We start from the raw sequence: 26,527 nt of genomic DNA on the forward strand, positions 1-26,527 counted from the left end.
TCGCCGCGATGGCGACTTTTTCGTAAGGAGGACCCATCGTGGATGTGAGAATTGAACAAGCAGGATATGAGGTAAACGAGCCCGTCATTCAAGGCATTTCGTTTGATGTGCGGTCGGGCGAGATTTTAGGGATAATCGGGTCGAACGGTGCAGGAAAAACGACTACAATCGCCTGTCTGACAGGAACGATTCCATGGATGAAAGGAACCGTCGAGATGGAACGCTATGCGTACATCCCGGAGCAACCGGTTTACTACGATTATTTGACACTATCGGAACATATTGCGCTCGTTCAAGAATTGACGGGTGTCGAGTCGACAGAAAAGACGGAGGAGTTGCTGCAGCTTTTCCGACTTGATCATGTGACAGACCGGTATCTCTCCTCTTTTTCAAAAGGGATGAAACAAAAAGCGATGATTTTATTGGCGCTCATTCAAGAAGCGCATGTATTGATTGTCGATGAACCGTTTATCGGATTAGATGCAACGACCACCATCCAATTACTTCGATTGTTAGAAGCGGAGCGCACGAGGGGAGCCGCTGTTTTACTAGTCACACACGTTCTTGATACGGCCGAGCGGTTGTGTGACCGGTTCGTATGGATTGATGACGGGGAACTCTTGGCGAGTGGGACGAAAGCAGAGATTCGTGAAGCACTCGATACAGAGGGGATGACCTTATTTGACATGATGGAAGATGTGGCGCTCCGATGATTGCGAAACGATTGTTTTGGATGCGTGTCTCCCGTTATATGAAACAACAGTGGAAGACGGTCCGATTGATTGTCGACTGGACGATTTTCTTATACGGCGTCATTCCTCTTCTCATATGGGCAGGCTATTCCTACTGGCTCGTATGGGAAGGGAATATCGATTGGTTGCGTGATGTGCCTTACCTGTTATGGGCAATCCTGTTCGGATGGGTGATGTGGCAGGACCGCATGTTTGTATGGATAGAGCGCGCCGACCTCATCCTCGTAGCTGATCGTCATCTCATTCGACAGTTGAAATGGTACTCCGTCGTATATCAGATGACTCAACACCTGATTCAATACGGATTCTATCTTCTATTGATCGCACCGATTCTACATGTAGAGGGAAGAACCACTGTCGAGATCCTCGCATTCGGAGCCGCGCTTTTCTTACTCTCCTGGTGCCATGCATGGATTCAGTATCAACTTCGCCTCCGACACGTCCATCTCATGAAACGATTATTGATCGTGTTGATTGCTTTTGTAGGCGTGTATGCGCTATTGATTGAGTCGGTGTTACTCGGTGTGTTGATCGGAAGCATGATGGTCACATTTGCGTTATACGTAGGGGAAGGATGGGTGTCGAAACATCCGAATATCGGTCGCGAGATTGAAATCGGGGAACGTGAGCGTGCCTCATTCGACCGAGTCCTGCTGACAACCTCAGGTGCCATCGAGAAGACGAGTGAGCGGACACGTCCACTATATCGACCGAAACCGAATCGCTTTGGCACCGTCAGACGGACGATGGCAATCCTAATCTATTTCAGGACGCCGAGCCACCGAAATTTGTGGTTTCGACTCATTCCACTTGGCGTGACAAGCTTCATTTTACTTCCAAGCTGGTTTAAAGTGTTGGTTCCGATTTATGTCATGTATGTCGCCTATCAGGAACAGACGTCATTTACGAAAGAGATGGAGCGGCATCCATTCTTCCAATCTATTCAAGAAAGAGGTTCATCATGAACGAACAGCAATATGAACAACTCCTACAGATCGAGACGGCCAAACTACAGCAAGGATTTCCATCTTCGGCGGAATATCATCGTTATGAACCGACTCCTTACGAGGCACTCGATTTGCTTCGGGACGCGTATCCGTTAGAGTCCACAGATACGATTGTTGATTTCGGTTCGGGCAAAGGACGTCTGCCGTTTTATTTAGCGTATGCGTTTCGCGTGCGGGCAATCGGTGTCGAGATGGACGGTGGATTTCACGAGGAGGCACTCCAGAATTGGGTGCGCTATACGAAGAAACATCGTAATCGGGGAAGTGTTCAATTGGAACAAGGACTCGCGGAGGAATTCACGATTCCATCGGATGCGAATCGATTCTACTTCTTTAATCCGTTCTCCGTGAACGTCTTCCGCCAAGTGATTGCCAACATCATCGAATCTGTTGAAATAGATCCTCGCCCGGTCGATGTGATTTTATATTATCCGGCGGATGAGTACCTCCATTATTTAAACGACGAGACACCTTTTCAGTACGTACAAACGGTGCGATTGCCGCTGAAGAATCTTCATGAGCGATTTTTGATTTATCGGTTTGATATGATGGAGTCATCTTGGTAATGGAGGAGTGAGCACGATGAAAAAGAAAGACATTTTAGAAGCGTATCGTTGGCGTCAAGCGACGAAAGCATTCGATGCGGATCGTAAAATCAAAGAAGAGGACATGGAGTTCATTTTAGAGACGGGACGTCTTTCGCCGAGTTCATTCGGATTCGAGCCATGGCAATTCGTCGTGGTGCGTCGGGAAGATTTGCTCCAAAAAATTAAAGATCACGCATGGGGAGCGCAAGGTCAGGCTTTGACTGCGAGCCACTTCGTGTTGATTCTCGCAAGAACACCGAAAGCGATGCGTTACGATGCGGACTATATTCGTCATATCGTGACGGGTGTACAGGGCCGGACGGAAGAAGAATACGCGCAACGCGTGAAACGGGTACAGGAGTTCCAGGAGAACGACTATCGTCTCTTGGATGATGAACGTGTCTTCCAGGAATGGATCAAGCGTCAGACATACATTCCACTCGGGAATATGATGACGGCCGCTGCACAAATCGAAATTGATTCATGCCCGATTGAAGGGTTCAATCAAGAGGAAATCGATGAGTTGCTCATCTCAGAAGGTGTGATGGAACGAGGCGAATGGTCACTTTCGGTCATGGTCGCATTTGGGTATCGGGCGCGTGATTTCGCACCGAAAACACGTCGTGACTTCAACGAAGTCGTCAAATATATCGGATGAAAAAAAGGTTCAATCGCTGAGGCGATTGAACCTTTTGAATTATTTCCAGTCTGTGATGCGGTCGACTGGGAAGCGTACTGATGGGTACCCTTCTTCTGCTGCTTTCCCGATTGAGAGAAGCATGACTGGAAGGTAACGTTCTTTGTCGAGACCGAACGCTTCAGCGATGTTCGCTTTGTCGTATCCGCCGATTGGGTTTGTGTCATATCCGTGCGCACGTGCGACGAGCATGAGTTGCATCGCAACAAGACCTGAATCGAGCATGATGCTGTCTTTGACCATTTCTTTCGGTGCGTCTTTGAAGATGCCTTTGATCATGTCGACTTGACGGTCGCGGACCTCAGCCGGCATCATACCGCGCTCTACTGCTGTATCAAAAATCTCTTCTGTGTAATCTGCCATTTGATAGTCAGCGAAGAGTGCGATGACAGCTGAAGATGTTTCCACTTGGCGTTTGTTGAAGCTTGCGAGTGGAAGGAGCGTTTCTTTTCCTTCTGCGCTATCGATGACGACGAAGCGCCATGGCTGTAAGTTAAGTGATGAAGGAGCTGTTGTCGCTTCTTCAAGGATTTGGGTCATTTCTTCTTTTGAGATTTTGACGTTCTCATCGTACACACGAATCGAGCGGCGTCCTTTGACAATCTCCATAAAGTCTTTTTGTGTAGCAATGTTCATATTGTTGTCTTCCTTTCATGGTCAATTGTATCTTGTAACATCGTTAGGGATGCTAATAACTGTTGTTGATCCTCTACCTTCATGTTGACAAAAAGTCGGTCCGTTAAGCACTCTTTTTGCTCAGTCCAATGTGCAATTTGCTCACGACCATCGTCTGTCAACTCGACATAGATGACACGGTTGTCTTGTTCACAGCGTCTCCGCGTAATCAGTCCTTGTGTCTCCAATTGTTTCAGATGTCGGGTGATGGCGGCATGGTCGACATCGACGCGCTGTTGCAATTCACGTTGTCGCAATGGACCGACGTGATACAGGTTGCTTAAAATGTCGTAGCGACTCAAGCTGAGCCCGTCCATTTCAGAGTCGAATAATTGCCCCAATTCTTTTTGTACGGTGATGATGTGATAGAGAATTTGATCACGGAGCGAGCAAGAATCTCGCATGCACATCGCCTCCTCGAATCGTTGATGACTCAATCATTGATGGGTCACACAATGTATAGTAAACCCATTCTGATGAGATTTCAAATAAAAAGTTTTAAAAAATGGGTTGTCAAACTGTTATATAATAGTCTATATTGTAATCAACTGATATATAACAATGATTAAAGGAGGATGTGAACGCTTGGAACACTATGAACGACTAAATACGTATCATGTTCATGAGAAACTGGTTGAATTTATGAATGAAAACGTACTTGAACCCCAAGAAATCAACGTTTTTTGGGAAGGCGTCGAATCGCTTCTAGAGCGTTTCATTCCAGTAAATCAGACACTTCTGGAGCAGCGCATGACATATGAGCGATTGTTACAGGAGTGGTACAGTCGCCAAGAAGAAGTCGATCCAATCGAATATGAGACATTTTTAACGTCAATCGGCTATATCGAACCGATTGTCGAAGATTTTAACATCGATGTTTCGGGTGTCGATCGTGAAATCGCGCATCAAGCGGGGCCGCAACTCGTCGTACCGTTAGACAATGCCAGATATGCACTTAACGCCGCCAATGCCAGATGGGGAAGTCTCTACGACGCCCTTTATGGAACAGATATGATTGAAGAGGCGGACGGTATGGAAAAGGGACGGGGATATAATCCCGTTCGCGGTAATGAAGTTATTCGGTTGGCGAAACAGTTTCTAGATGACACGTTCCCGCTACCGTCAGGGTCGCACAAGGAAGTGACACGATACGTCGTTCGTGACGATGTCGCCTATGCGGTAATCGGGGATGACGAGCATTCGTTCGCAGATGATTCTTTCATCGGTTACACCGGGGAACCGGACGAGTTGAAGACGTTGATGCTCAGACACCATGCCTTGCACGTTGAACTGCAATTTGATCGCGAACATCCGGTCGGAAAAGTCGATCCTGCTGGACTGATGGACATCGAGCTCGAATCAGCCCTATCCGCAATCGTGGATTGTGAAGACTCGGTCGCAGCCGTTTGTGCGGAAGACAAAGTTCATCTGTATCGTAATTGGCTAGGCTTGATGGATGGGACGCTTGAAGCCTCGTTCCAAAAGAACGGGAAGCGACTCTCTCGACGTTTAAACGAAGATAAGCGTTTGATTGGAAAAGGTGGAGTGGAAGTTGTGCTCCCAGGACGCGCACTCTTATTCATTCGAAATGTCGGACACTTGATGACGACGGACTTGATCCTTGATGCAGAAGGTCGTGAGGTACCAGAGGGGATCGTTGATGCCATCTTCACTTCATTGATCGCGAGTCGCCATCTACATCGCCGCCTCAACTCTCGGGAAGGATCGATCTATATCGTCAAACCGAAAATGCACGGGTCTGAAGAAGTAGCATTCACCAATGACTTGTTTGACGCTGTAGAAGATCTATTGAACCTTCCGCGCCATACGTTAAAAGTCGGCGTGATGGATGAAGAGAGACGAACGTCACTCAACTTGAAAAATTGTATCGCTCAAGTGAAAGAGCGGGTCGTCTTCATCAATACGGGCTTCCTCGACCGGACGGGGGACGAGATTCATTCCTCGATGACACTTGGACCAATGCGTCGAAAAGGAGAGATGAAGACGTCTCCTTGGCTCGCTGCATACGAACGATTGAATGTGTCAACCGGTCTCGAGAGCGGGTTCCATTATCAAGCACAAATCGGGAAAGGGATGTGGGCGATGCCTGATCAGATGCGGGACATGATGCGTGAAAAAATTGCGCACGTACGGTCCGGGGCGACAACGGCGTGGGTGCCTTCCCCGACGGCAGCGACGCTCCATGCGATGCACTATCATCAACTCGACGCTTTTGCTGTGCAGCGACAATTGATGCAGCAACCTGCTTTGGAAAATGAACGACAACAGCTCCTCGACATTCCGCTCGCGACACGCATCTATTCGCAAGACGAGATCAAAGAAGAGCTCGAGAACAATTTACAAGGATTGCTCGGATACGTCGTTCGTTGGGTCGAACAAGGTGTAGGTTGTTCGAAAGTGCCGGATATTCACCATATCGGACTGATGGAAGACCGGGCGACACTCCGGATTTCGAGCCAACACGTGGCCAACTGGTTGTATCATGGCATCTGTTCAGCAGATCAAGTCGAAGTCACACTCTATCGAATGGCACAGGTCGTCGATGAACAAAACGAGGCAGATCCAAATTATCGACCGATGACACCGAACGTCGATCAATCGATCGCTTATCAAGCTGCCCATGAACTCGTGTTTCATGGGTTGAAACAACCGAACGGATACACAGAACCGATCTTACATCGCCGTCGCCGTGAATTTATGAAACGACAAACTATGGAGTTAAACCTTAAAGGAGGAACCTCATCATGACTACGAAAAAAATGGAAAGCGAACAGTTGATTGAACGTTGGGTCGTCCGCCGCATCGTATCTGGAGAATCGACAGCATCACTTGCGAATACAGCATTCGTATACGGGAACGACTTGATGCGTCTCGTCTTGGACCGGGCAGATGGATCACTTCAAATCATGAAGGAACCGATTGAGGAAGTCGTCGTCTTCCGCAAACCGGAAGATCGGGACGAAGAGAACGTCTGTCGTTGCTGCGGGATGGAGCATTCGACGTTCAAAGCAGCGTTGGAGTGCTGTGCTTACCTTGACTAACCCATTTATTTTGCACTATCTGTTATATAACAAATTGAATTTATTAAAATTAATATAATACAGGAGGGATTATTGATGAAACAACGCGAACAATTGATGGATAGCTGGAAGTCGGAACGATTTGAAGGGGTAGAACGTCCATACTCCGTAGAAGATGTTATGAAATTACGAGGATCGATTGTGATTGAACAGACGCTCGCGACAAAGGGAGCGGAACGCTTATGGCAATTGATGCACGAGCGTGACTACGTGCATGCACTTGGCGCGTTGACAGGCAATCAGGCCATTCAGCAAGTAAAGGCAGGACTTGAAGCGATTTACTTGAGCGGCTGGCAAGTAGCGGCGGATGCGAACCTATCGGGTCATATGTACCCAGACCAAAGTCTATATCCGGCCAACTCGGTTCCGAGTGTCGTCAAACGAATCAATCAGGCACTCCAACGTGCCGATCAAATTCAAACGGCGGAAGGAAAGGGCGACACACATTGGTTCGCACCGATTGTCGCGGATATGGAAGCCGGGTTCGGTGGGGTGCTTAACGTATTCGAATTGACGAAGGCGATGATCGAAGCAGGGGCTGCCGGCGTTCACCTCGAAGACCAGCTCTCGTCTGAGAAGAAATGTGGTCACCTCGGTGGGAAGGTGTTACTCCCAACTCAGACGGCTGTGAAAAACTTGATCTCGGCTCGACTCGCGGCAGACGTCATGGGTGTCCCGACCATCATTGTAGCGCGGACAGATGCGCACGCGGCGAACTTGATCACGAGCGACATCGATCCAATCGATCATCCGTTCATCATTGGGGAGCGTACACCGGAAGGCTTCTATCGTACGGAAGCCGGCATCGAGCAAGCGATCGCTCGTGGACTCGCCTATGCACCATATGCAGACCTCGTCTGGTGCGAGACGTCTGAACCGGACTTGGCGGAGGCACGTCAATTTGCCGAAGCGATTCATGCGAAGTATCCAGGAAAACTCCTTGCGTACAACTGTTCACCGTCGTTCAACTGGAAGAAGAAGCTATCCGACGAAGAGATTGCGACGTTCCAACAAGAAATCGGTGCGATGGGATACAAGTTCCAGTTTGTCACACTCGCTGGATTCCACGCGCTCAACTTCGGGATGTTCGAGCTCGCACGCGGGTACAAAGACCGTGGCATGGCAGCGTACTCGGAGTTACAACAAGCAGAATTTGCGGCTGAAGTACATGGTTATACGGCGACACGTCATCAGCGTGAAGTCGGGACGGGGTACTTCGATGAAGTTTCACTCGTCATCTCAGGTGGGCAATCATCAACGACTGCATTAGCTGGATCGACAGAAGCAGAGCAATTCACAAATTAATCACACTCTGGAGACGCCAATTTGTTGGCGTCTCTTTGTTTATGTGAAAATGTGTGGAGTAAGTCCTGAAATATATGAAAAAAAGATGAATTAAAGTTCATTTTGACTTCTCTATATCGACGAATAGTTGTCACAAATAGTAAGAATAAAACGTTTCCATCCCTTGTATACTCAATCTGTTCACAAGTTGGACACAAAAAATAAGGGGGAAGCGTTATGCAAGGGGAACGATTGAACAAACGCAACGCTTGGTATCAAGCGATTTGGCGTTGGCACTTTTATGCAGGTCTTATATTTGCACCGATTTTCATTATCTTGGCTGTGACAGGAAGCATTTATTTATTTGAACCACAAGTAACGAAGATGCAATACAAAGACATGATGACGGCATCTTTCACGGAAGAACAGCCGATAGAAATCCAAAAAGAATCATTCATGACAGAATATCCGGATGCGATGATTACATCGATTCGATTGCCGGATGAAGGTGAATCGACTCGAATCGGTTGGATGAACAATGACGAGATGATGTATACATATATTCATCCAGAAACTGCCGAAGTTTTAGGGACACGAACTGCTGAAAGTAGTATGGATTTGTTAGTTGTGATTCATGGCACACTATTAGGCGGACAAATCGGGAACTGGATTGTCGAGCTCGCAGCGTCATGGGCGATTATTCTACTCATCACGGGAACGTTCTTATTCTGGCCACGTGGGAAAAATCCGGTTCGGATGCTCATGCCGAAGCTCGGGAAAGGTCGGCAATGGTGGAAACAAATGCACGGTAGCGTCGCTTTATGGTCATCGCTAGGCCTCGTCATCATCATCAGTTCAGGTCTTGCCTGGTCATCCGTGTCAGGGGCTATGTTGCAGTGGGTCTCCTCGTCGACAAATACGGGAGCACCGATGTATGCCTATGCGTTTGGCGCTAAACCGGAATCAACTGTGACCACAAAAGATGTGGCAGAAGACGTACCTTGGGCAACACAAGCAGATCTTGTACCGGCATCTTCACCAAGTACACTGTTGCCAATTGACTTGAATCAGGTCGTGAACAATACGTCGATCAATCGACCGTACACAATCTCGCTTCCGGAAGGCGAAACAGGCGTCTATACCGTCACATCAGCAGCAGGACACCCGTTCAAAGAAGCAACGGTGAACTTAGATCAATATAGCAGTGAGACACTTAGTTCTGTAACGTATGCGGATTATGGGATTCTTGGAAAACTAATTACGGTCGGAATCGCCTTCCACGAAGGTCGTTTGTTTGGATTACTGAATCAATTGGTCGGGGTTGCACTTTGTCTAAGTCTCATTTTTGTGGTCATCAGTTCGTTTGTGATGTGGCGCAAACGAAAAGTCGGGTCCATCGAACAGATGAAGCGGTTCGAAGACGAACGGATCAAACGAATCGTTGGTATCTCGATCTTACTGCTCGGTGTGACATTACCGCTTGCGGGAATCAGTATCCTTATCGTTCTCGTATTTGATTGGTTGGTCGGACGCCGGAAGTTGAAAGCGGAGGTGGCAGCATGAGACGATTCAAAACAGTCCTTCCTGTCATCCTAGCGACGATTTGGTTAGGCGCGTGTCAGCTTCAACCGATTGAACGCACCATTGATCCGATTGGGATTCAATTGATTGTACCTGAACGCGTGGAAGTCGGATTGACGACACTTGCGATGAAAGTAGCGAATGACGAACGCGTGACAGAAAGCCATATTCAAGTCACACCTTATGCCACCGAGGACACACGGACATACGAAGTGACGGAAAGGGATGGCTACCTCGTAACGAGCGTGAAGCTCGATCAAGGAATTTATCGAGTGAACGGCATGGTGCATGAAGGGCAGAAAGTGTATACCCCAACTGCATGGATGATTGTCGGCGATGTACCACAAGACCAAATCGACCAGATTGAACAATCGACAGTTCAGTCACATGATCACGATGGTGGACATCATCACTAAAAATAACCGCTGCACGCGCAGCGGTTATTTTTGTTTGAAGCGTGACCCGATTTCTCCGATGAGAATAGCGATTCCCATAAAACCTGCACCAAGTATGGCCATCTGATTCTGATTGGCCACCCCGACCTCGTTTTCGAATTGATAAATGTCACGAGTGAAGAATTGGATCGGTTCACCGGATGTGAGTGCTTGTTCATAACCGAGCCAAATCAAAATCGAGAATGTGGCAATGGAGACACCAAGTCCGATGAGTGCAGCGATACTAACGCGGATTGCGATTCGAGTCATAGTGATTCCTCTTTTCCTGTTTGCATACGATACGTCACAAGTAGAGGAAAAGATTCACGGTTCACTCATTTCGGAATGGTCAACACTTGCCCGACACTGATGAGATTGATGTTCGTGATGTTGTTAGCCGCTGCAATTTTCGCGACGGTCGTATTGTACATCGTCGCAATCTTATAGAGTGTGTCGCCCGATTTTACGGTATACTTCACGGTCGTTGTAGGTGGTGGAGTGACGGTTGTTCCAGGAATGATGAGCACCTGTCCGACACTGATGAGGTTGATGTTTGTGATCTTGTTGGCGGCTGCAATTTTCGCGACGGTCGTATTGTACATCGTCGCAATCTTGTAGAGCGTGTCGCCCGACTTTACGGTGTATTTCACGGTCGTTGTAGGTGGAGGTGTGACGGTTGTTCCAGGAATGATGAGCACTTGTCCGACATAGATTAAGCTATAGTTTGTGATATTGTTAGCTGCCGCTAGAGCGGATACCGTGACGCCATACGTCCGTGCGATGCTGTACAACGTGTCATCGGACTTCACAGTATACGTTTTGTTCGTTGACGTGTTTTGATAGGCGAGTAATTGCGAGACCGTGACGAATTGGTACCCTTTTGCTTTCAGTTGCGAAATCATCGTTGGCAATGCGAGTGGTGTACCCGGTGCACCCGCACCAGTATGCATTAAGACGATTGAACCCGGTTTAATATTGGTTTGTACTTTCGTATTGATTTGGCTCGCGGTCAATCCTTTCCAGTCAATCGTATCGATATTCCATTGAATCGTGTAACCATATCCGGCAGCACCGACGCCGTTCAACACAGTACTATTGACGGCTCCGAACGGTGCTCTGAAAATCGGTTTTGTCGTTTTTCCGGTCAATGATTTAATCAAGGCTTCCGTGCGGTCGAGTTCGGATTTCATTTGAGTGGCAGTTAGTTTCGTGAAGTCAGGATGTGTATACGAGTGATTACCGAGTTGATGTCCTTTTGCGGCGATATTTTTAATGTATTGGGGATGGTTGTTTGCACCCGATCCTGTCAAAAAGAAAGTGGCTTTGACGTTGTTTTTTGCCAAAATGTCTAAAATCTTGTTCGTGTTCGCTCCGTCTGCCCCATCATCGAACGTTAACGCAACGACTTTGTTTGTCGTGTTCACGCTCGTGATAAATTTTGAAGCGGCAGCACTGACGGAAATCGATTGTGTGATCACCATTGCCAATAAGATGAACAATGCCATCGCCCCACGAATGACCCTACGTTTCATCTGAATTCGCCTCCATTCATGATGTCATCCTCTTGATGTTAAGACTTTCCAAATGTACGCCTATATATATATATTTTATATACCCCTTTTTAGAAATGATGGACTAATATTCGGAAATGGATAAAACAAATTTTGATTCAACTATATGTGTGAAATTTGTGAGAACGTATCGTGGGATATCTCACAGAATGCTCACACTCTTTTTGGAAAGAGATGGTATCATGAACAATGTGTGAATGATGTAAGCGATTTATAAGGAGGATTTATGATGAAAAAGATGATGACACGGTTTGGGGTCGTGTTTGGACTCATCGGCCTATTCGCACTCGGTGCGTGCGGCACGGAGAAAGAAGCGGAAAGCGCAACTATTCCACAATCGATGGAGCCGGTAGAGGCAGAGTTGACGGTGGCTGCGACGGCAGATCAAGGAGAAGTGGTACCATTATCTGTTCGCGTCACCCAAGATGGTCAGCCCGTAGACGATGCGGATGAGATCAAGTTCGAAGTGTGGAAGAACGGTGCGAAAGAAGAGAGTGACATGATTAAGGCGTCACTCACGAAAGACGGTGTCTATGAAGCAGAGACGACGTTTGCGGAAGAAGCGGTCTATACGGTCCAAGTTCACGTGACAGCGCGTTCGATGCATACGATGCCGACGACGAATGTGACGGTTGGACATCCAGAAACAGCAGCTGAAGCTGAGGAAGATAGTGATCATCATCACCATGCAGGAGCGGACATTACGCTCGATTCGAAAGAGGCGACAGCAGGTGAGGAACAACCGTTCATGGTACACGTCATGATTGAAGACGAGATGTTAGCGGGGGCAGACGTACAACTCGAAATCTTCCAAGACGGGGCAGAGAAGCATGAGTGGGTGAAGTTAGAGGAAGCAGATGCTGGGATGTACAAAGGGATACATACCTTTACTGAATCTGGTGCATACAACGTTCAAGTCCACGTCACGAAAGGCCATGACATTCATGAGCATGTGATGGAGACGGTAGACGTCAAATAAAAATGATCGGCTCACGCGAGCCGATCATTTTTATTATGCATTTTGATAGAGAGATTCAACTTGTTGTTGGAGCGCTTCGTTCTCCAAGTACTCATCATAAGTTGCTTCTTTATCCACGATGCCATTCGGTGTCACTTCGATGATGCGTGTCGCAATCGTCGATATGAGCTGATGGTCATGTGAGCTGAAGAGGAGTACGCCTTTGAATGACTCGAGACCGTTGTTGAGTGCTGTGATCGATTCGAGGTCCAAGTGGTTCGTCGGATCGTCGAGGACGAGCACGTTCGAGTTTGAGAGCATCATCTTCGAGAGCATGCAGCGTACTTTTTCTCCCCCTGAGAGGACAGACGCCTTCTTCATGACTTCTTCGCCTGAGAAGAGCATGCGGCCAAGGAATCCGCGAAGGAACGTATCTGACTCATCGGCTGGTGAGAATTGACGCAACCAGTCGAGGATGCTCTTTTCCGAGCCCTCGAAGTATTCCGAGTTGTCTTTCGGGAAGTACGACTGAGTCGTCGTCACGCCCCATTTGACCGAACCTGTATCTGGTTCCATCTCACCCATGAGAATTTTGAAGAGTGTCGTGATCGCAACGTCAGAACGACCAACGAATGCGACTTTGTCCGTCTTGTTAAGTGAGAACGTGACGTTGTCGAGCACTTTTACGCCATCAATCGTTTTCGAAACGTTGTCGACATAGAGAACATCGTTCCCGATTTCGCGTTCCATCGTGAATCCGACGAATGGATAACGACGTGATGACGGACGAATGTCGTCGAGTGTGATCTTATCGAGCAACTTCTTACGTGACGTCGCTTGACGCGCTTTCGATGCGTTCGAGCTGAAACGTGCGATGAAGTTTTGAAGCTCTTTGATCTTCTCTTCTTTCTTCTTGTTCTGATCTGCCGCCATACGTGTAGCAAGTTGGCTTGACTCATACCAGAAGTCGTAGTTCCCGACATACAATTGGATTTTTCCAAAGTCGAGGTCTGCCATGTGTGTACAGACTTTGTTCAAGAAGTGACGGTCGTGGGAAACGACGATGACTGTGTTTTCAAAGTTGATTAAGAACTCTTCTAACCATTGAATTGCTTTGAGGTCAAGTCCGTTGGTCGGCTCGTCTAAAAGCAAGATGTCTGGCTTACCGAAGAGTGCTTGGGCAAGAAGGACTTTGACTTTCTCGCCACCTGTGAGTTCGCTCATTTGTTTCTGGTGAAGCGCTTCTGTGATCCCAAGACCTTGAAGAACCATCGACGCTTCTGACTCTGCTTCCCAACCGTTCAACTCAGCGAACTCACCTTCGAGTTCAGCTGCGCGCATTCCATCTTCGTCTGAGAAATCTTCTTTCATATAGATGGCGTCTTTTTCTTTCATGACGCTATAAAGACGCTCGTGACCCATGATGACGGTCTCGAGAACAGCACTGTCCTCATACGCGTAGTGGTCCTGTTTGAGGACCGCGAGACGCTCACCCGGTGTGATGCTGACATCACCCGTCGTCGTATCTTGCTCACCTGATAAAATCTTTAAGAATGTCGATTTACCGGCACCGTTCGCACCGATCAATCCGTAACAGTTGCCTGGTGTGAACTTGATGTTCACGTCTTCGAACAACTTGCGACCGCCAAATTGTAGGCTGACGTTATTTACTGTAATCATGTATGGTATCCCTCGTTTTTCTGATTAGTTTACGACGTGTATTGTATCACGTTTTTAAAAATCGCGCAGTGTCACGTCATGATTCACAAACGTTAAAGAAAAACTTGTGCATTAGGATAAAGGATTCTACACCGTAAGATGGAAATATTATGTAGAACAGAAATGCACGTGAATCAAATGGGGGGTACTATGAAACAAATTAGACTCTGGCTGATCATCATATTCATTGCGGTCAGTTCAAGTATCGTGAATTCGCTATTGAAGAATGAACTTCAAACGTTTGAGGTAGGGAAGTTTGAGTTTGGGAAATATGATGATTTTGACGAGGCATTGGCTAAAGGTCTAACTTATGACATGAATAAATTGATTTATATAACACGACACGATGGGGTGACCATCGTCATGTACACGACGATTCCGGATCCTACAGAATTTCAAGATGTCATGGAGTTTCAAGATGATATTGATTTTCAAAATGAGATGGAGGCATTAGTCGTCCAGTTCTTTGAGGGGAATGATGAAGAAGGATGGGAAGTTTTAGGATCGACAGGATGGACCCACTATGAAAATGACAACCTCACCGTGTACGACACCTTTTTAAGAGACTATGACGATGAAGGCAACGTCGAATATGCTTTCGATGTGACATTTGGAGAAGTGAACAATCCAAAAATCGATACAGTTGAAACGAAATCCCATCACGACACTATGTTCACCGAGGCAACGATGATTCGAAAGGGTCTGGGTCGATATTATTTTCAAATCGGGCAAGGAGCGATTGTACGAGGGATTTCTGTGGACGGTGAGATCATCGATCAACAAGGTAGCTGAACACTTCGATGCACAGAAAAAGCCATCATCATGATGGCTTCAGTCGACTCGTACAACAGTCGTATTCAATTCGAACGCCACATTTCCTGCGAGCGCGCGTGAAATCATACATTGATCTTTCGCTTTTTTCGCAATGCGCTCGACTAGCGTAATCTCTCGGTCGGTCATCTCTGCAGGTACTTGAATCGTTGTCGCATAGCGAATCGTCTCGTAGGTGAAGATGCCGTTCGTCACATCGACGATTCCTTCTGCGTCAATCGTGATGCCACGGTGAGTCAGGTCGCTTCGCCCGAGTACGGCTGCGAGTGTGATGATATAACACGTGGCCGCTGCCCCGAGTAACATTTCATCCGGATTCGTGCCGACTCCGGGACCGTCCATTTCGGGTGGAATCGAAATCTGTGTCTTTAATCGCTCAGCCTCGAGGGTACCGACGTCATTTCGTCCGCCATCCCAGCCGAGGTTCATGCTAAATGTATGTTTCATCAAAAATCGCCTCCAATGTCTCTAGTGTAAAAGAGAACGATTGGAGGCGCATGTGTTATGCTTGTGCACGCTTCGCGAATGTGCGAAGTGTTTCGATAATGACCGTTGTTGCTTTTTCCATGTTGTTCACAGAGATATATTCGAACTTCCCGTGATAGTTCTCGCCACCCGTGAAGATGTTCGGTGTCGGAAGACCCATGTAAGAAAGTTGCGATCCGTCTGTCCCACCACGAATCGGTTCAATCTTCGGTTCGATGCCAAGGTCGCGCATGACGTCAGCAACGGTATCGACGATGTGTTTCACCGGTTCGATTTTCTCGGCCATGTTGTAATACTGGTCTTCCATTTTGAGTTCAATCCGCTCTTCCCCGTATTTTTGCTTCCATTCGAGAACAAGTTTCTCCATCAACGCTTTACGCGCTTCGAACTTCTGTTTGTCGTGATCGCGGATGATGTATTGAAGTGTCGTCTTTTCCACATCCCCATTAAAGCCGTTCAAATGGAAGAATCCTTCGTAGTTGCTCGTACGTTCCGGTGCCTCATCAGCCGGTAAACGGTTTTGGAACGCCATCGCGAGCTTCATCGAGTTGACCATCTTGTTCTTGGCGCTACCCGGGTGAACGTTCGTGCCGTGGAAGGTGACGGTCGCACCGGCTGCGTTGAAACTTTCATACTGTAACTCTCCGAGCGGGCCACCATCCATCGTGTAAGCAAAGTCCGCGTTAAAACGGGCGACATCGAATTTATGTGGTCCACGTCCGATTTCTTCATCCGGTGTGAAAGCAATGCGGACCGGTCCGTGCGGAATCTCAGGGTGAGCCAATAAGTATTCGACGGCTGTGACGATTTCGGCGATTCCTGCTTTATCATCCGCACCAAGGAGTGTCGTTCCATCCGTTGTCATGAGCGTATGTCCGACATACCCGTCAAGTTCTGGGAAGTCTTTTGGTGATAAGACGATATTTAAGGATTCGTTCAAGACGATGTCGCCGCCTTCATAATGCTCAACGAGTTGAGGGGAAACGTTCGTACCCGTGAAATCGGTTGCCGTATCCACATGAGCGAGGAAGCCGATTGTCGGGACGTCATGATCGACGTTACTCGGAAGTGTGGCGAAGAGATAGCCGTATTCATCCGTCTCGACGTCTGTCAGCCCGAGTTCTTTCAGTTCTTTCTCCAAATGACGAATCAAATCCCATTGTTTGGCCGTCGACGGTGTTGTCGTACTCGTGAAGTCAGACTGTGTATCAATCTTCGCGTATGTCATTAAGCGTTCAATTAGTTTCTCTTGCATGGATTGCCCTCCTCTAAAAAGTTTCATCTTCATTAGTTTATCACGCGCGCTCGAAGTCGAAACAAAAAAGTCACGCCCATCGATGAAATGAGCGCGACCTGTTCAAAAGAGAAACGGGTATAGAATGGGCAAGATGAATGAGGTGAAAATGGCCGTCAATCCCATCGCGGCTCCACCTGTGGCACCAGACAACGGATGTTCCGTCGCTGCCTGAGCGGTTCCAATCCCGTGACTGATGGTGCCGAGCGTAAGTCCACGCGTGAAAGGGTCGTCTATACGAATCCATGTTAAGAGTACCGGACCGAGCATCGCACCTAAAATACCGCAGGCGACGGCAATCGAAGCGGCAAGCGTTGCATCCCCTTCTAGTTGTCGAGCCAATTCAAGGGCAATCGGGGACGTGGCCGATTTGACCGATAGCGCAATCAATACGTTTTCGGTGAATGAAAACAATTTGCCGAAAAGGACAGCCACAAAAATTGTGGACAGTGACCCAAGTACGATGGCACTCAGGGCTCGTTTTGCCCGGGCGAGTAACACGGGTAAGTTGCGATAGAGCGGTAACCCGAGCGCGACTGTCGCCGGACCGAGTAAGATGGTGATGAGATCGGTAGCCGGTTTATACGTATCATAGGACTGTCCTGTCACGAGTAACAGGAGAATCAGAACCGCTGTACTTAAGAAGACGACATTGGTGAACGGGGATGCCCATTTTTTAGAGAGTTGACGACTGAGCGAATACACGAGAATCGTCAATCCAATCCAAACGTATGTCATGACGCCTCACCTTCTTTCCCGGAAACAAACGCTGTCACGACCATACCGACCGCCATGCTGATGAGTAACGTCACGAGAAGAGGGATGCCGGCGGCTTTTAACAACGTACCGTACGCCATGAGACCGACAGCAATCGGGATGAAGAAGAATGCGAGGTGCTTCGTCAAAAATCCAGCGCTGTCTTCAATCCATTCCACGCGGATGACTTTTGTTACTAAGAGGACGAGCAACAGCACCATGCCGATGACGCTGCCTGGTACTTTCCACGAGAACGTCTCAACCACCCAGTTGCCGAGCGTGCTCAATCCAAACAAGAGTGAGAGCCCAATCATCCATTTCAATAATTTCATCTATAAGACTTCCTTTCGCATCATTCAAAACGTATGCATCTTCTCAAATTCATCCTCATCGGTCAAGAAAAGGGTATAACAAAAAAGATAATGGGTACATACGTTCGGCATGCTATACTACATCTATCATAAACAAGCGGGGTGTCGAGATGGAACTAAAAACGATTGAGCAATTTATTGAAGAGCATGGATTACAAAACGGGGAAGACATTTTACGTGCGTTCACGAAGCGGGTCAATTTGACGCTTGTACCACGAACCACACGAGAAGAAGTTCAAATCGGCCATTCAAAATTCGGTGGGCATCCTGATTTGCCACATGCTGACTTGCACCCTGGGGAGAATATGACGTTTTTAGCTCAGTTCCGTTTAAGTGATTTAGCTGAGTTTGAATCCGTGGATGCACTCCCGAAAGATGGCTTGTTGTCTTTCTTCTATGACTTGGAAGAACAACCTTGGGGAGATGAGGACGAGCGTCATCTTTGGCGTGTCGTGTATACGGAAGAAACACAGCTTGAACGAGTGCGAGTTGGAGAAGCATTGAATGAGCGTGCCGTTTCTTTCAAAGAGAGCTATGCGGAGAATGGGTATGATTTGTACGATTTGCTCGGTGACGACCTGTACGAAACGCTTGTCGAACAATTCGAACAAGAAGAACTCCACGCAATTGGTGGACATCCGAATGAAGTGCAGAATGACGTGTTTGAAGAAGTAGAAGAAACATATGGGGAACGATTCGATCATCCTTTCCTGCTCTTTCAAATGGATTCTACTGAAGAATTAGATGTCATATTTGGGGATGTTGGCATTCTTTATTTTCTTATTTCAGAAGATGCCCTCCGCGCCAAACGATTTGAAGAAACCGAAATCATCATGCAGTGTTATTGAACGAAAAAAGAGAGTCGACTTGTCAAAGTCAACTCTCTTTTGTTTACGCTTGTTTTTTCTTACGGAATCGTGCGAAGAACTCATAGACGATCGGTACGATGAGCAACGTGAGAAGCGTCGAACTTGTAAGTCCGCCGATCACGGTGACTCCGAGACCTTTCGAGATGAGTGCCCCGCCCTCGAGACCGAGTGCGAGCGGTGCGAGTGCACCGATTGTCGCGAGTGCGGTCATCAAGATTGGGCGAAGGCGTGTGCCTGCTGCCTCAAGTAACGCTTCACGTGTTGATAAACCAGCTTCTTCTTTATGAATGACGCGGTCAATCAAGACGATGGCGTTCGTGACGACAATCCCGATTAACATGAGTGCCCCGATCAAGGCAGAAACCGAAATCGTTTCACCAGTGATGAGGAGGGCGACAAGTCCCCCGATAATCGCATACGGGAGTGAGAACAACACGACGAATGGTGTGAGTGCCCCTCCGAATGTGATCACGAGAACCAAGTATACGATAGCGATTGCAGCGAGCATCGCAAGACCGAGCTGTGTGAACGATTCTTGAATCTGTTCCGTTACACCGCCGACATCATACGATACGCCAGACGGGAGCTCGATTTCTGATACGCGTTCTTCGATCGCAGCCGACGCTTCCGTCGCTTTATCCGTGCTGAGTTCGACACTTACTTGTGCGAGCAGCTTTCCGTCGCGCTCGACGAGTGTGTCCGGCGTTGTGCCTTCTTCGATTTCAATGAAGTCTGAAATCGGGCGTGGTCCGAACGGTGTCGTGATTTCTTGTGCTTGCAGGTCATCGACACTATCATACGTCACTTGCTCGTTCGGGATGACGACGTCTAACTGTTTGTCATCCACCGTCACGCTCGCGAGTGGGCTTTCTGGTGCCTGGAATTGGCTGATGACTTGTGCGATTTGACCTGCAGATACACCAGCTTCCGCTGCGGCTTGTTGGTCGACGTTGAACGTATATTGTACATACGATTCACGTAAGTCTGACGTTGCCTGACGGACGTAATCCGTTTCTTCTTCAATCGTTTCGATGAAAGTCGGCACGATGGCTTCTAAATCTTCAAGCGAGTTGGCATAGACGTTATATGTCACACCGCTCGTTGCGCCGCCACCTGAGAAGTCTTGTTCTTTCCACTCCCCGTTTGAAGCGAGTTCGTTCAACTTCTCGATATCAGCCAACTTCACATCTGCGAAATCTTCTGTATCCGGGTCATACTGGACGATGAAGATTCCTTGTTTATTGTTTCCTGGGTTCAGCGGGTTCTCTCCACCGACCGTGAACTGAACGTCCGTTGCGTTAGGTTGTTCTACCATGAAGTATTCTTCTGCCACTTCTGCCGCGGCAATCGAATCTTCAAGCGTTTGACCGGGTTCTGGGTCGAACGTGACGTACAAGGTCTTTTCTGAATCCTGATTTAAGAAGTTGACCCCAATCGCAGGGACAAGGGCGAAACTACCGATCAATAGGGCCGTTGCGAGTCCGAAGACGACGAGTTTGTGGTTCAGTGACCAGTTCAAGACGCCGCGATACCATTCCGCGAGCTTGCCTGGACCTTCTTCTGGCTTCAACTTGTCGCGGTTCTTAAAGAACGAGTCGGCCATCATTGGTACGACCGTGATCGCGACGAGTAACGAAGCAAGAAGGGCGAAGACGACCGTTAATGCAAATGGCAAGAACAACTCACCGACAAATCCTGTGACGAATCCGAGCGGCAAGAATACTGCAATCGTGACGATTGTCGACGAGGCGATCGGGATAAATACTTCTTTTGTCGCAGCGATGATCAATTCTTTACCGCGAAGTGGTTCGTTCGACCGTGTGAGTCGACGGTAAATATTCTCGATGACGACAATGGAGTCATCGACGACACGACCGATGGCGACGGTCATCGCACCGAGTGTCATGATGTTTAACGTGATTCCTAATTGTTTCAACACGATGAGTGCCATGAGAAGCGATAACGGAATCGAGATGACGGCGATAATCGTCGAGCGGAAGTTACGCAAGAACACTAAGATGATGAGGATAGCGAATAATCCACCGAGCAATGCTTTGGATAACATCGTCTCGACCGACTCTTCAATCGGTTGTCCTTGGTCGAGCGTGATCGATACATTCGCTGTGTCATATTCTGCCTCGAAGTCGCTCAACACTTCTTTGACAGCATTGACGACATCGACTGTGTTTGCATCTTGTGTTTTCGTGACTTGCAAACCGATTGAACGTTCACCGTTCGAACGAGAAATCGATTCTTCGATTCCCTTATCTTCAATCGTGGCCAGTTCACTCAACGCGACTGTCGGAACCGTCGTCGGTGTGTTTGGCGGTAATGCCGATGGCGTTTCCGATGGGACCTCTGTCGGCACGTCTGGTGTTTGACCAGGTGGCAATTCAGTCGGGGCAGACGGTGTCGTCGGCGTGGATTGTGCTGGTGAGTACGGAATTTGAAGGTCGCGGAACGCCTCGAGCGTCTCAGACTTCCCGTCGATGACGACAGCCTGTTCCGTATCGCCTAACTCATATAACCCAAGAGCAATCCGGGCATCGTTCGCTTGAATCAATTGTTTGACCGTGTCTTCTGTCAAATTGTATTCAGCGAGTGCGTCTTGATCGAATTGAAGTTCGACACGGCGAATTTCCTGTCCGGCAATTTGGACGGTTTGTGAGCCTTCCACTCCTTCAAGGGCAGGTTGCACTTCTTCCTCGACGAGCTTCGTCAATTCAGCCAAGTCAAGACTTTCATCCGAAATGGCAGCCCCGATGACCGGGAAAGCGTCGAAGCTGAGACGCGACACTTGGGGTTCTTGTGCCGATTCAGGTAGTTCGACGTTGCTTAACGCGTCTTTGACTTGCTGTTCCGCTTCTTCCATGTCCGTACTGAAGTCGTAGTCGATTTGGATGTTCGAAGCGTTTTGGAACGATGAAGAACGAACTTGTTCCACACCATTTAGACTTTGCAGGCGTTCTTCAAGAACGGTACTGACTTCTTCAAGCACTTGCTCAGGGGATGCACCTGGATAAATGGTTGTGACCGAGACGGTCGGTGTCGTGATGTCCGGTAACGTCTCGAGCTTCATCGTCAGACCGGCGAAAAGACCGGCGGCCGTCAAGATGATTGTCATCAACCAAACCGCAAACTTGTTGTTGACGGAGAAGGACGTGATTTTCTGCATGGGTTTTTAATCTCCTCTATATGTTGTTTTTTATGATTGGCTGTCGATGGCGTGTGCCCGTTCAATCAAGCGGGTAATGATTGCTTGTTTGAGTTCGGCAGGGGGAACACCGACCCCAAAATGTTCTGACATCATCATGCCTTCGAGTGCATAACGAATGATCATCGTTTCAACCGGGTCGGCTGTTTTTTGGAACTGTTCGAAAAACGTATCTAAATCATGCTTCCATCGATTCGCATACTCTTGGTCGACGGCAAACAGCGTGAGAAATGCGATCATTTTCTCGACGTCGATATGAATGGCAGCACGTTCGGGATGTAAATTCGTTTCATCGAACAGACGAACGAATGCTTCGACTGGACCGTGACCTTCCTGTTGCAGTGAGGCATACAACTCGTTTTGCTCTTGCTGTAACCGTTCGACGATTGCTGTCATCAATGCCTCTTTTGAAGCGTAATGATAGAGAAGTCCACCTTTTGAAACACCTGCTGTTTTGGCGACCTCATCTAACGTGAGTTGATGCACCCCTTGGTTCATGATGATGTCCGTTGCCGCATCCAATAGCTTTTGTTTCGTGATATTCGATCGGTTTGTCATATCTCCACTCCTTTCTGTACCGACCGGACGGTTTGTTTGATTTCACTATATCGTTCGCATTCTTTTGAAGTCAAGAAATGATGACCTCAAAACTGTCACAAATTAAGCATTCTTACTGATAGCGATTGCAGAAAACCCTTGACGTGAGAATGATTATCAGTGATGATAGGTACTGAGAGTAATTATCATTACCAGAGAGAAATCATTGAACGTGGGGGAATGACAGATGAACAAAAAATATGCAGCTTTAGGAATTTCAGCAGCGTTAACGACATCGCTCCTTGCCGCTTGCGCAAGCACAGATGAGACAACTTCAAATGAAGGCTCGGACGATTCGAACGTCGTCAATGTTTACTCGAGTCGCCACTACGATGTCGATCAACAATTATATAAACAGTTTGAAGAAGAGACGGGCATCAAGGTAAACGTCGTGGAAGGTAAGAGTGACGAACTTCTCGAGCGTTTAAACACTGAAGGAGAGAGCACAGAGGCTGACCTCTTCATTACGGCAGATGCCGGAAACTTGTACCAAGCGAAAGAAGCGGGACATCTCCAAGCGGTCGATAGCGATGAGCTTGAGTCAAACATTCCTGCAAAATATCGTGACACGGACAACGAATGGTTCGGTTTGACGAAACGTGCACGTGTCATCGTTTACTCGAAAGATCGCGTGAAACCAGAAGAATTGTCGACGTATGAAGCATTGACAGAAGAACAATGGAACGGCAAAGTACTCGTGCGTCCGTCTGAAAACATGTACAACATCTCACTTCTCGCATCATTCATCGAAGTGAACGGTGTCGATGAAGCGAAAGAGTGGGCGAAAGGCTTAGTGAATAACATGGCACGCGACCCACAAGGGAACGATCGTGACCAAGCGAAAGCGGTCGTCGCCGGTGAAGGAGACGTGGCCATCATGAACACGTACTATATGGGTCTCATGTTGAATTCTGAAGACGAAGAAGAGAAGAAAGTCGCTGAGCAACTCGGTGTCTTCTTCCCAAACCAAGATACAACAGGTACACACGTAAACATTTCTGGTATCGCGATGACGAAAGCGTCGAAAAACACAGAAAACGCTCAAAAATTGATGGAGTTCATGTCAGAACCGTCAGCTCAAGAGAAATTTGCGAGTGTGAACTACGAATACCCAGTCAACGAGTCGGTTGAGCCAAATGAGCTTCTTCAATCATGGGGCGAGTTCAAAGAGCAAGACATCAACCTCTCTGCACTTGGAGAAAACCAACAAGAAGCAATCCGCATCTTTAACGAAGTAGGTTGGAAGTAAGATGACTTCGGCTTGAACGAGAGTTCAGGCCGGAGGTTTTTGCGTTTCATACACCCTAAGCGCTACACGGGACGCGTAGAAACTGATATGATGGGACAGGAATTGATTGTTTACAGAACGGGAGCGGTACGACATGAACTGGCACGCGGTAAAACGACAACTGAATGGATGGGCGATCCTAAGCTTTCTCGCGATTTTATTGATCGTCTTGCCGGGAATCGTCGTGCTCGTGGAATTATTTGCGCCAGTCAATGACAACTGGCAGCATATTCAAGAGTATTTGTTGCCCCGTTATGTACGGAATACGTTGTTCATCATGGTGGCCACTGGTCTCTTGACGACGGTGATTGGAACGAGCCTTGCTTGGTTCGTGACCGTCTATGATTTTCCGTTCCGTCGCTTCTTTAAATGGGCACTCATCTTGCCACTGGCAATCCCGCCTTATATCGGGGCGTATACGTATCACGGCATTTTAAATTACACGGGAGTGATCCAAACGACGCTACGGAATCAGTTCGGGATCACTGTCGATCAATCGTACTTCAATATCATGTCGATTCAAGGGACGGTGTTTATTTTCACCTTGTTCCTCTATCCATACATTTATACGATCACACGAGCGTTCCTGCATAACCAATCGTCCTCGATGATTGAGAACGCACGGATCCTCGGTCGTGGGTCATGGGATATTTTCTTCACCGTCGTCATTCCGATTTCCCGAGTCGCCATCATTGGCGGTGTCAGTCTCGTCTTGATGGAAGTACTCAACGACTATGGCGTCGTGAAATATTTCGGGATCCAGACGTTCAGTACCGCTATTTTTAGCACATGGTTCGGGATGAAGGATACGTCGTCGGCGCTGAAGCTGGCAGGTACCCTCATGATTCTCGTCATCGCCATCTTGACGATGGAGCGACTCGTGCGAGGACGGAAGCAATTCAGTTACGCTTCGACGAAAGTGAAACCGCTCAAACCGAGACCGCTTCAAGGCTGGCATCGCTACGCGGTATTCGCTTATGTCTCGATCGTCTTTGCCATCGCATTCGTCATTCCGTTCACGCAGTTGACGGCCTGGACGTTCCTGACGTTCGATACGGTCTTCACGGAAGAATTTTGGCAACTTGTTTGGAATACGGTGCGTGTCGCCTTTATCGCAACAGTGATCATCCTGTTGTTCGCACTCATCATCGCGAACTACACGCGGCTCTTCCCGTCGAACATGACACGCGTCATTTCAAAAGTGACGACGCTTGGATATTCGATTCCAGGGGCAGCGATCGCCATTGCGGTCATCACGCTCTTCTTATGGCTCGATGGCAAAGTGCTCGACATGGCTAAGGCGCTCGACTTGAGTCAGACGTTCGTGTTTCGGACGACGCTCATCATGCTCATCTTCGCCTATGTCATCCGTTTCCTCGCCATCGGCTACAACTCGATTGAGAGTGGGTTCGAGAAGGTCGGGAAATCGTTCACGGAAGCATCCCGCATGCTCGGATGGAACACGGTCCAAACGTTCTTCCGCGTGGATATCCCGATGATTAAAGGTGCTATCATGAGCGCATTTATCCTCGTCTTTATTGATATTATGAAAGAGTTGCCGTTGACGCTCTTTTTACAACCATTTAACTTTTCGACGCTTGCGACACAGGCGTTCAAATACGTGAGTGATGAGAAGATTCATGAAGCGGCACTCGCTTCCATCGTCATCGTCCTCATGAGTGGACTGTTGATATTCGTTTCCCACAAGGTGCTTGATAAGGAGGCCGACTAATGTTCGTTCAAATCAACGATTTACATTTTAGCTATAAAGGTGCACATGAAGAGACCATCAAAGGGTTCTCGATTTCGATCACAAAAGGCGAAATCGTCTCGCTTCTTGGGGACAGCGGTTCTGGGAAAAGTACGATTCTCCGATTGATCGCAGGGCTCGAGATGCCGAACCAGGGCGTCGTCGTTGTGAACGACTGCGTCTGTTGCGACGATTGTCAGTTCATGCCACCAGAAGATCGTGGCGTTGGGATGGTCTTCCAAGACTATGCACTCTTCCCACACATGACCGTTGAAAAGAACATTCGGTTCGGTCTTCATAAACTAAGCCGGAAAGAACGGAATGCGCGTGTCGAAGAGATGCTCGCGCTCGTCAACTTGACGGAGTTCCGCCACCGCTACCCGTACGAACTCAGTGGGGGACAACAACAGCGTGTCGCGCTCGCGCGTGCACTCGCACCGAAGCCGGCACTGTTGATTCTAGACGAACCGTTCAGTAACTTGGACACGTCACTTCAACATCGGATTCGTGACGATTTGCGCCGTCTCTTGAAGCAGACAGGTACGACGACGATCTTCGTGACACACGACGAGGAAGATGCAGAGGCACTCGCTGACCGCATCGTCTACCTCGGAGAAGGCAAAATTAAAAAGCAAGTCATGACGGAGAACAACAAGACGTTCAACCCGCAGATTCCTTGCTTTGTATAATAAAGAAGACCCCTTA

Annotated in this window: 26 protein-coding genes; 15 read left to right on the forward strand and 11 right to left on the reverse strand. The window is 48.1% G+C overall.

Annotated features, from left to right (window positions below; translation table 11 throughout):
- The first annotated feature begins 38 nt into the window (after positions 1–38).
- Genes ACQKD4_RS11285 through ACQKD4_RS11300 form a run of 4 tightly spaced genes read left to right on the forward strand, consistent with a single transcriptional unit; the run spans position 39 to position 3,004 of the window.
- On the forward strand, positions 39–713 hold the full coding sequence (locus tag ACQKD4_RS11285; protein WP_427373396.1) for an ABC transporter ATP-binding protein: 675 nt from the start codon (positions 39–41) through the stop codon (positions 711–713).
- Positions 710–1,717: an ABC transporter permease gene (locus tag ACQKD4_RS11290; RefSeq protein ID WP_427373397.1), complete on the forward strand. Its 1,008-nt coding sequence runs from the start codon at positions 710–712 to the stop codon at positions 1,715–1,717. The genes ACQKD4_RS11285 and ACQKD4_RS11290 overlap by 4 nt, the downstream gene beginning before the upstream one ends.
- Positions 1,714–2,325, forward strand: coding sequence for an SAM-dependent methyltransferase (locus ACQKD4_RS11295; protein WP_427373398.1), 612 nt, complete (start codon positions 1,714–1,716; stop codon positions 2,323–2,325). Before ACQKD4_RS11290 ends, ACQKD4_RS11295 begins: the two co-directional genes overlap by 4 nt.
- Before the next feature lie 16 nt (positions 2,326–2,341).
- Positions 2,342–3,004 (forward strand): NAD(P)H-dependent oxidoreductase, encoded by a 663-nt coding sequence (locus ACQKD4_RS11300; RefSeq protein ID WP_015880376.1) that lies wholly within the window; start codon positions 2,342–2,344, stop codon positions 3,002–3,004.
- 39 nt (positions 3,005–3,043) lie between these two features.
- On the opposite strand, the gene ACQKD4_RS11305 is transcribed toward ACQKD4_RS11300, so the two are convergent.
- Together ACQKD4_RS11305 and ACQKD4_RS11310 are read right to left on the reverse strand one after the other, a co-directional pair.
- A complete protein-coding gene (locus tag ACQKD4_RS11305; protein WP_427373400.1) occupies positions 3,044–3,679 on the reverse strand; it encodes a nitroreductase family protein in 636 nt (211 codons plus the stop codon).
- A complete protein-coding gene (locus ACQKD4_RS11310; protein WP_078146066.1) occupies positions 3,676–4,122 on the reverse strand; it encodes a MarR family winged helix-turn-helix transcriptional regulator in 447 nt (148 codons plus the stop codon). Before ACQKD4_RS11310 ends, ACQKD4_RS11305 begins: the two co-directional genes overlap by 4 nt.
- Positions 4,123–4,303: 181 nt before the next feature.
- Here ACQKD4_RS11310 and ACQKD4_RS11315 point away from each other — a divergent pair, with 181 nt between their 5' ends.
- The 5 genes from ACQKD4_RS11315 (at position 4,304) to ACQKD4_RS11335 (ending at position 10,100) form a co-directional block, all read left to right on the forward strand.
- The gene (locus tag ACQKD4_RS11315) at positions 4,304–6,487 is read left to right on the forward strand and encodes a malate synthase G (RefSeq protein WP_427373401.1); all 2,184 of its coding nucleotides are present in this window, start codon (positions 4,304–4,306) and stop codon (positions 6,485–6,487) included.
- Positions 6,484–6,780, forward strand: a complete 297-nt coding sequence (locus tag ACQKD4_RS11320) for a hypothetical protein (RefSeq protein ID WP_214876193.1) — start codon at positions 6,484–6,486, stop codon at positions 6,778–6,780. The genes ACQKD4_RS11315 and ACQKD4_RS11320 overlap by 4 nt, the downstream gene beginning before the upstream one ends.
- A 75-nt stretch (positions 6,781–6,855) precedes the next feature.
- Complete coding sequence (gene aceA, locus ACQKD4_RS11325; RefSeq protein WP_074036681.1) at positions 6,856–8,124, forward strand: isocitrate lyase; 1,269 nt, start codon at positions 6,856–6,858, stop codon at positions 8,122–8,124.
- A 216-nt stretch (positions 8,125–8,340) separates the two neighbouring features.
- Complete coding sequence (locus ACQKD4_RS11330) at positions 8,341–9,666, forward strand: PepSY-associated TM helix domain-containing protein (protein ID WP_427373403.1); 1,326 nt, start codon at positions 8,341–8,343, stop codon at positions 9,664–9,666.
- Entirely contained in the window at positions 9,663–10,100 is a 438-nt protein-coding gene (locus tag ACQKD4_RS11335; RefSeq protein WP_271305899.1) for a hypothetical protein, read from the forward strand. The genes ACQKD4_RS11330 and ACQKD4_RS11335 overlap by 4 nt, the downstream gene beginning before the upstream one ends.
- Positions 10,101–10,124: 24 nt before the next feature.
- Here the strand turns inward: ACQKD4_RS11335 and ACQKD4_RS11340 are convergent, their stop codons facing one another.
- Both ACQKD4_RS11340 and ACQKD4_RS11345 read right to left on the reverse strand, forming a co-directional pair.
- Positions 10,125–10,388, reverse strand: a complete 264-nt coding sequence (locus ACQKD4_RS11340) for an LlsX family protein (RefSeq protein WP_427373404.1) — start codon at positions 10,386–10,388, stop codon at positions 10,125–10,127.
- A 65-nt stretch (positions 10,389–10,453) separates the two neighbouring features.
- Positions 10,454–11,650: a LysM peptidoglycan-binding domain-containing protein gene (locus ACQKD4_RS11345; RefSeq protein WP_427373406.1), complete on the reverse strand. Its 1,197-nt coding sequence runs from the start codon at positions 11,648–11,650 to the stop codon at positions 10,454–10,456.
- A 268-nt stretch (positions 11,651–11,918) separates the two neighbouring features.
- On the opposite strand from ACQKD4_RS11345, the gene ACQKD4_RS11350 reads away from it, so the two are divergent.
- Positions 11,919–12,668, forward strand: a complete 750-nt coding sequence (locus ACQKD4_RS11350) for a FixH family protein (RefSeq protein ID WP_427373407.1) — start codon at positions 11,919–11,921, stop codon at positions 12,666–12,668.
- Between the two features lie 33 nt (positions 12,669–12,701).
- Here ACQKD4_RS11350 and ACQKD4_RS11355 read toward each other — a convergent pair whose 3' ends face one another.
- Positions 12,702–14,327, reverse strand: coding sequence for an ABC-F family ATP-binding cassette domain-containing protein (locus tag ACQKD4_RS11355; RefSeq protein ID WP_214695756.1), 1,626 nt, complete (start codon positions 14,325–14,327; stop codon positions 12,702–12,704).
- Between the two features lie 189 nt (positions 14,328–14,516).
- On the opposite strand from ACQKD4_RS11355, the gene ACQKD4_RS11360 reads away from it, so the two are divergent.
- Positions 14,517–15,158, forward strand: coding sequence for a hypothetical protein (locus ACQKD4_RS11360; RefSeq protein WP_427373408.1), 642 nt, complete (start codon positions 14,517–14,519; stop codon positions 15,156–15,158).
- 39 nt (positions 15,159–15,197) lie between these two features.
- On the opposite strand, the gene ACQKD4_RS11365 is transcribed toward ACQKD4_RS11360, so the two are convergent.
- The 4 genes from ACQKD4_RS11365 to ACQKD4_RS11380 form a co-directional block, all read right to left on the reverse strand.
- Entirely contained in the window at positions 15,198–15,647 is a 450-nt protein-coding gene (locus tag ACQKD4_RS11365; protein WP_427373410.1) for an SACOL1771 family peroxiredoxin, read from the reverse strand.
- Between the two features lie 52 nt (positions 15,648–15,699).
- Positions 15,700–16,938 carry a peptidase T gene (pepT, locus tag ACQKD4_RS11370; RefSeq protein ID WP_427373411.1) on the reverse strand — a complete coding sequence of 413 codons (1,239 nt, stop codon included), beginning with the start codon at positions 16,936–16,938 and terminating at the stop codon, positions 15,700–15,702.
- Positions 16,939–17,040: 102 nt separating this feature from the next.
- Positions 17,041–17,715 (reverse strand): LrgB family protein, encoded by a 675-nt coding sequence (locus tag ACQKD4_RS11375; RefSeq protein WP_427373412.1) that lies wholly within the window; start codon positions 17,713–17,715, stop codon positions 17,041–17,043.
- On the reverse strand, positions 17,712–18,065 hold the full coding sequence (locus ACQKD4_RS11380; RefSeq protein ID WP_427373413.1) for a CidA/LrgA family protein: 354 nt from the start codon (positions 18,063–18,065) through the stop codon (positions 17,712–17,714). The genes ACQKD4_RS11375 and ACQKD4_RS11380 overlap by 4 nt, the downstream gene beginning before the upstream one ends.
- A 149-nt stretch (positions 18,066–18,214) precedes the next feature.
- Here ACQKD4_RS11380 and ACQKD4_RS11385 point away from each other — a divergent pair, with 149 nt between their 5' ends.
- On the forward strand, positions 18,215–18,952 hold the full coding sequence (locus ACQKD4_RS11385; RefSeq protein ID WP_427373414.1) for a YwqG family protein: 738 nt from the start codon (positions 18,215–18,217) through the stop codon (positions 18,950–18,952).
- A gap of 43 nt (positions 18,953–18,995) precedes the next feature.
- On the opposite strand, the gene ACQKD4_RS11390 is transcribed toward ACQKD4_RS11385, so the two are convergent.
- Both ACQKD4_RS11390 and ACQKD4_RS11395 read right to left on the reverse strand, forming a co-directional pair.
- Positions 18,996–22,148 (reverse strand): efflux RND transporter permease subunit, encoded by a 3,153-nt coding sequence (locus ACQKD4_RS11390; RefSeq protein WP_427373416.1) that lies wholly within the window; start codon positions 22,146–22,148, stop codon positions 18,996–18,998.
- A 30-nt stretch (positions 22,149–22,178) separates the two neighbouring features.
- Positions 22,179–22,745, reverse strand: coding sequence for a TetR/AcrR family transcriptional regulator (locus tag ACQKD4_RS11395; RefSeq protein WP_214695772.1), 567 nt, complete (start codon positions 22,743–22,745; stop codon positions 22,179–22,181).
- Between the two features lie 226 nt (positions 22,746–22,971).
- Between ACQKD4_RS11395 and ACQKD4_RS11400 the strand changes: the two genes are divergently transcribed.
- The 3 genes from ACQKD4_RS11400 to ACQKD4_RS11410 all read left to right on the forward strand — a co-directional run bounded on the left by ACQKD4_RS11400 (position 22,972) and on the right by ACQKD4_RS11410 (position 26,511).
- Entirely contained in the window at positions 22,972–24,033 is a 1,062-nt protein-coding gene (locus ACQKD4_RS11400) for a Fe(3+) ABC transporter substrate-binding protein (protein WP_214746803.1), read from the forward strand.
- A gap of 133 nt (positions 24,034–24,166) precedes the next feature.
- Entirely contained in the window at positions 24,167–25,804 is a 1,638-nt protein-coding gene (locus ACQKD4_RS11405) for an ABC transporter permease (protein WP_214695776.1), read from the forward strand.
- Positions 25,804–26,511: an ABC transporter ATP-binding protein gene (locus tag ACQKD4_RS11410; protein ID WP_214695778.1), complete on the forward strand. Its 708-nt coding sequence runs from the start codon at positions 25,804–25,806 to the stop codon at positions 26,509–26,511. Before ACQKD4_RS11405 ends, ACQKD4_RS11410 begins: the two co-directional genes overlap by 1 nt.
- The last annotated feature ends 16 nt before the right edge of the window (positions 26,512–26,527 follow it).

This window comes from Exiguobacterium sp. NPDC077395, assembly GCF_050269125.1.
Taxonomy (GTDB): domain Bacteria; phylum Bacillota; class Bacilli; order Exiguobacteriales; family Exiguobacteriaceae; genus Exiguobacterium; species Exiguobacterium aestuarii_A.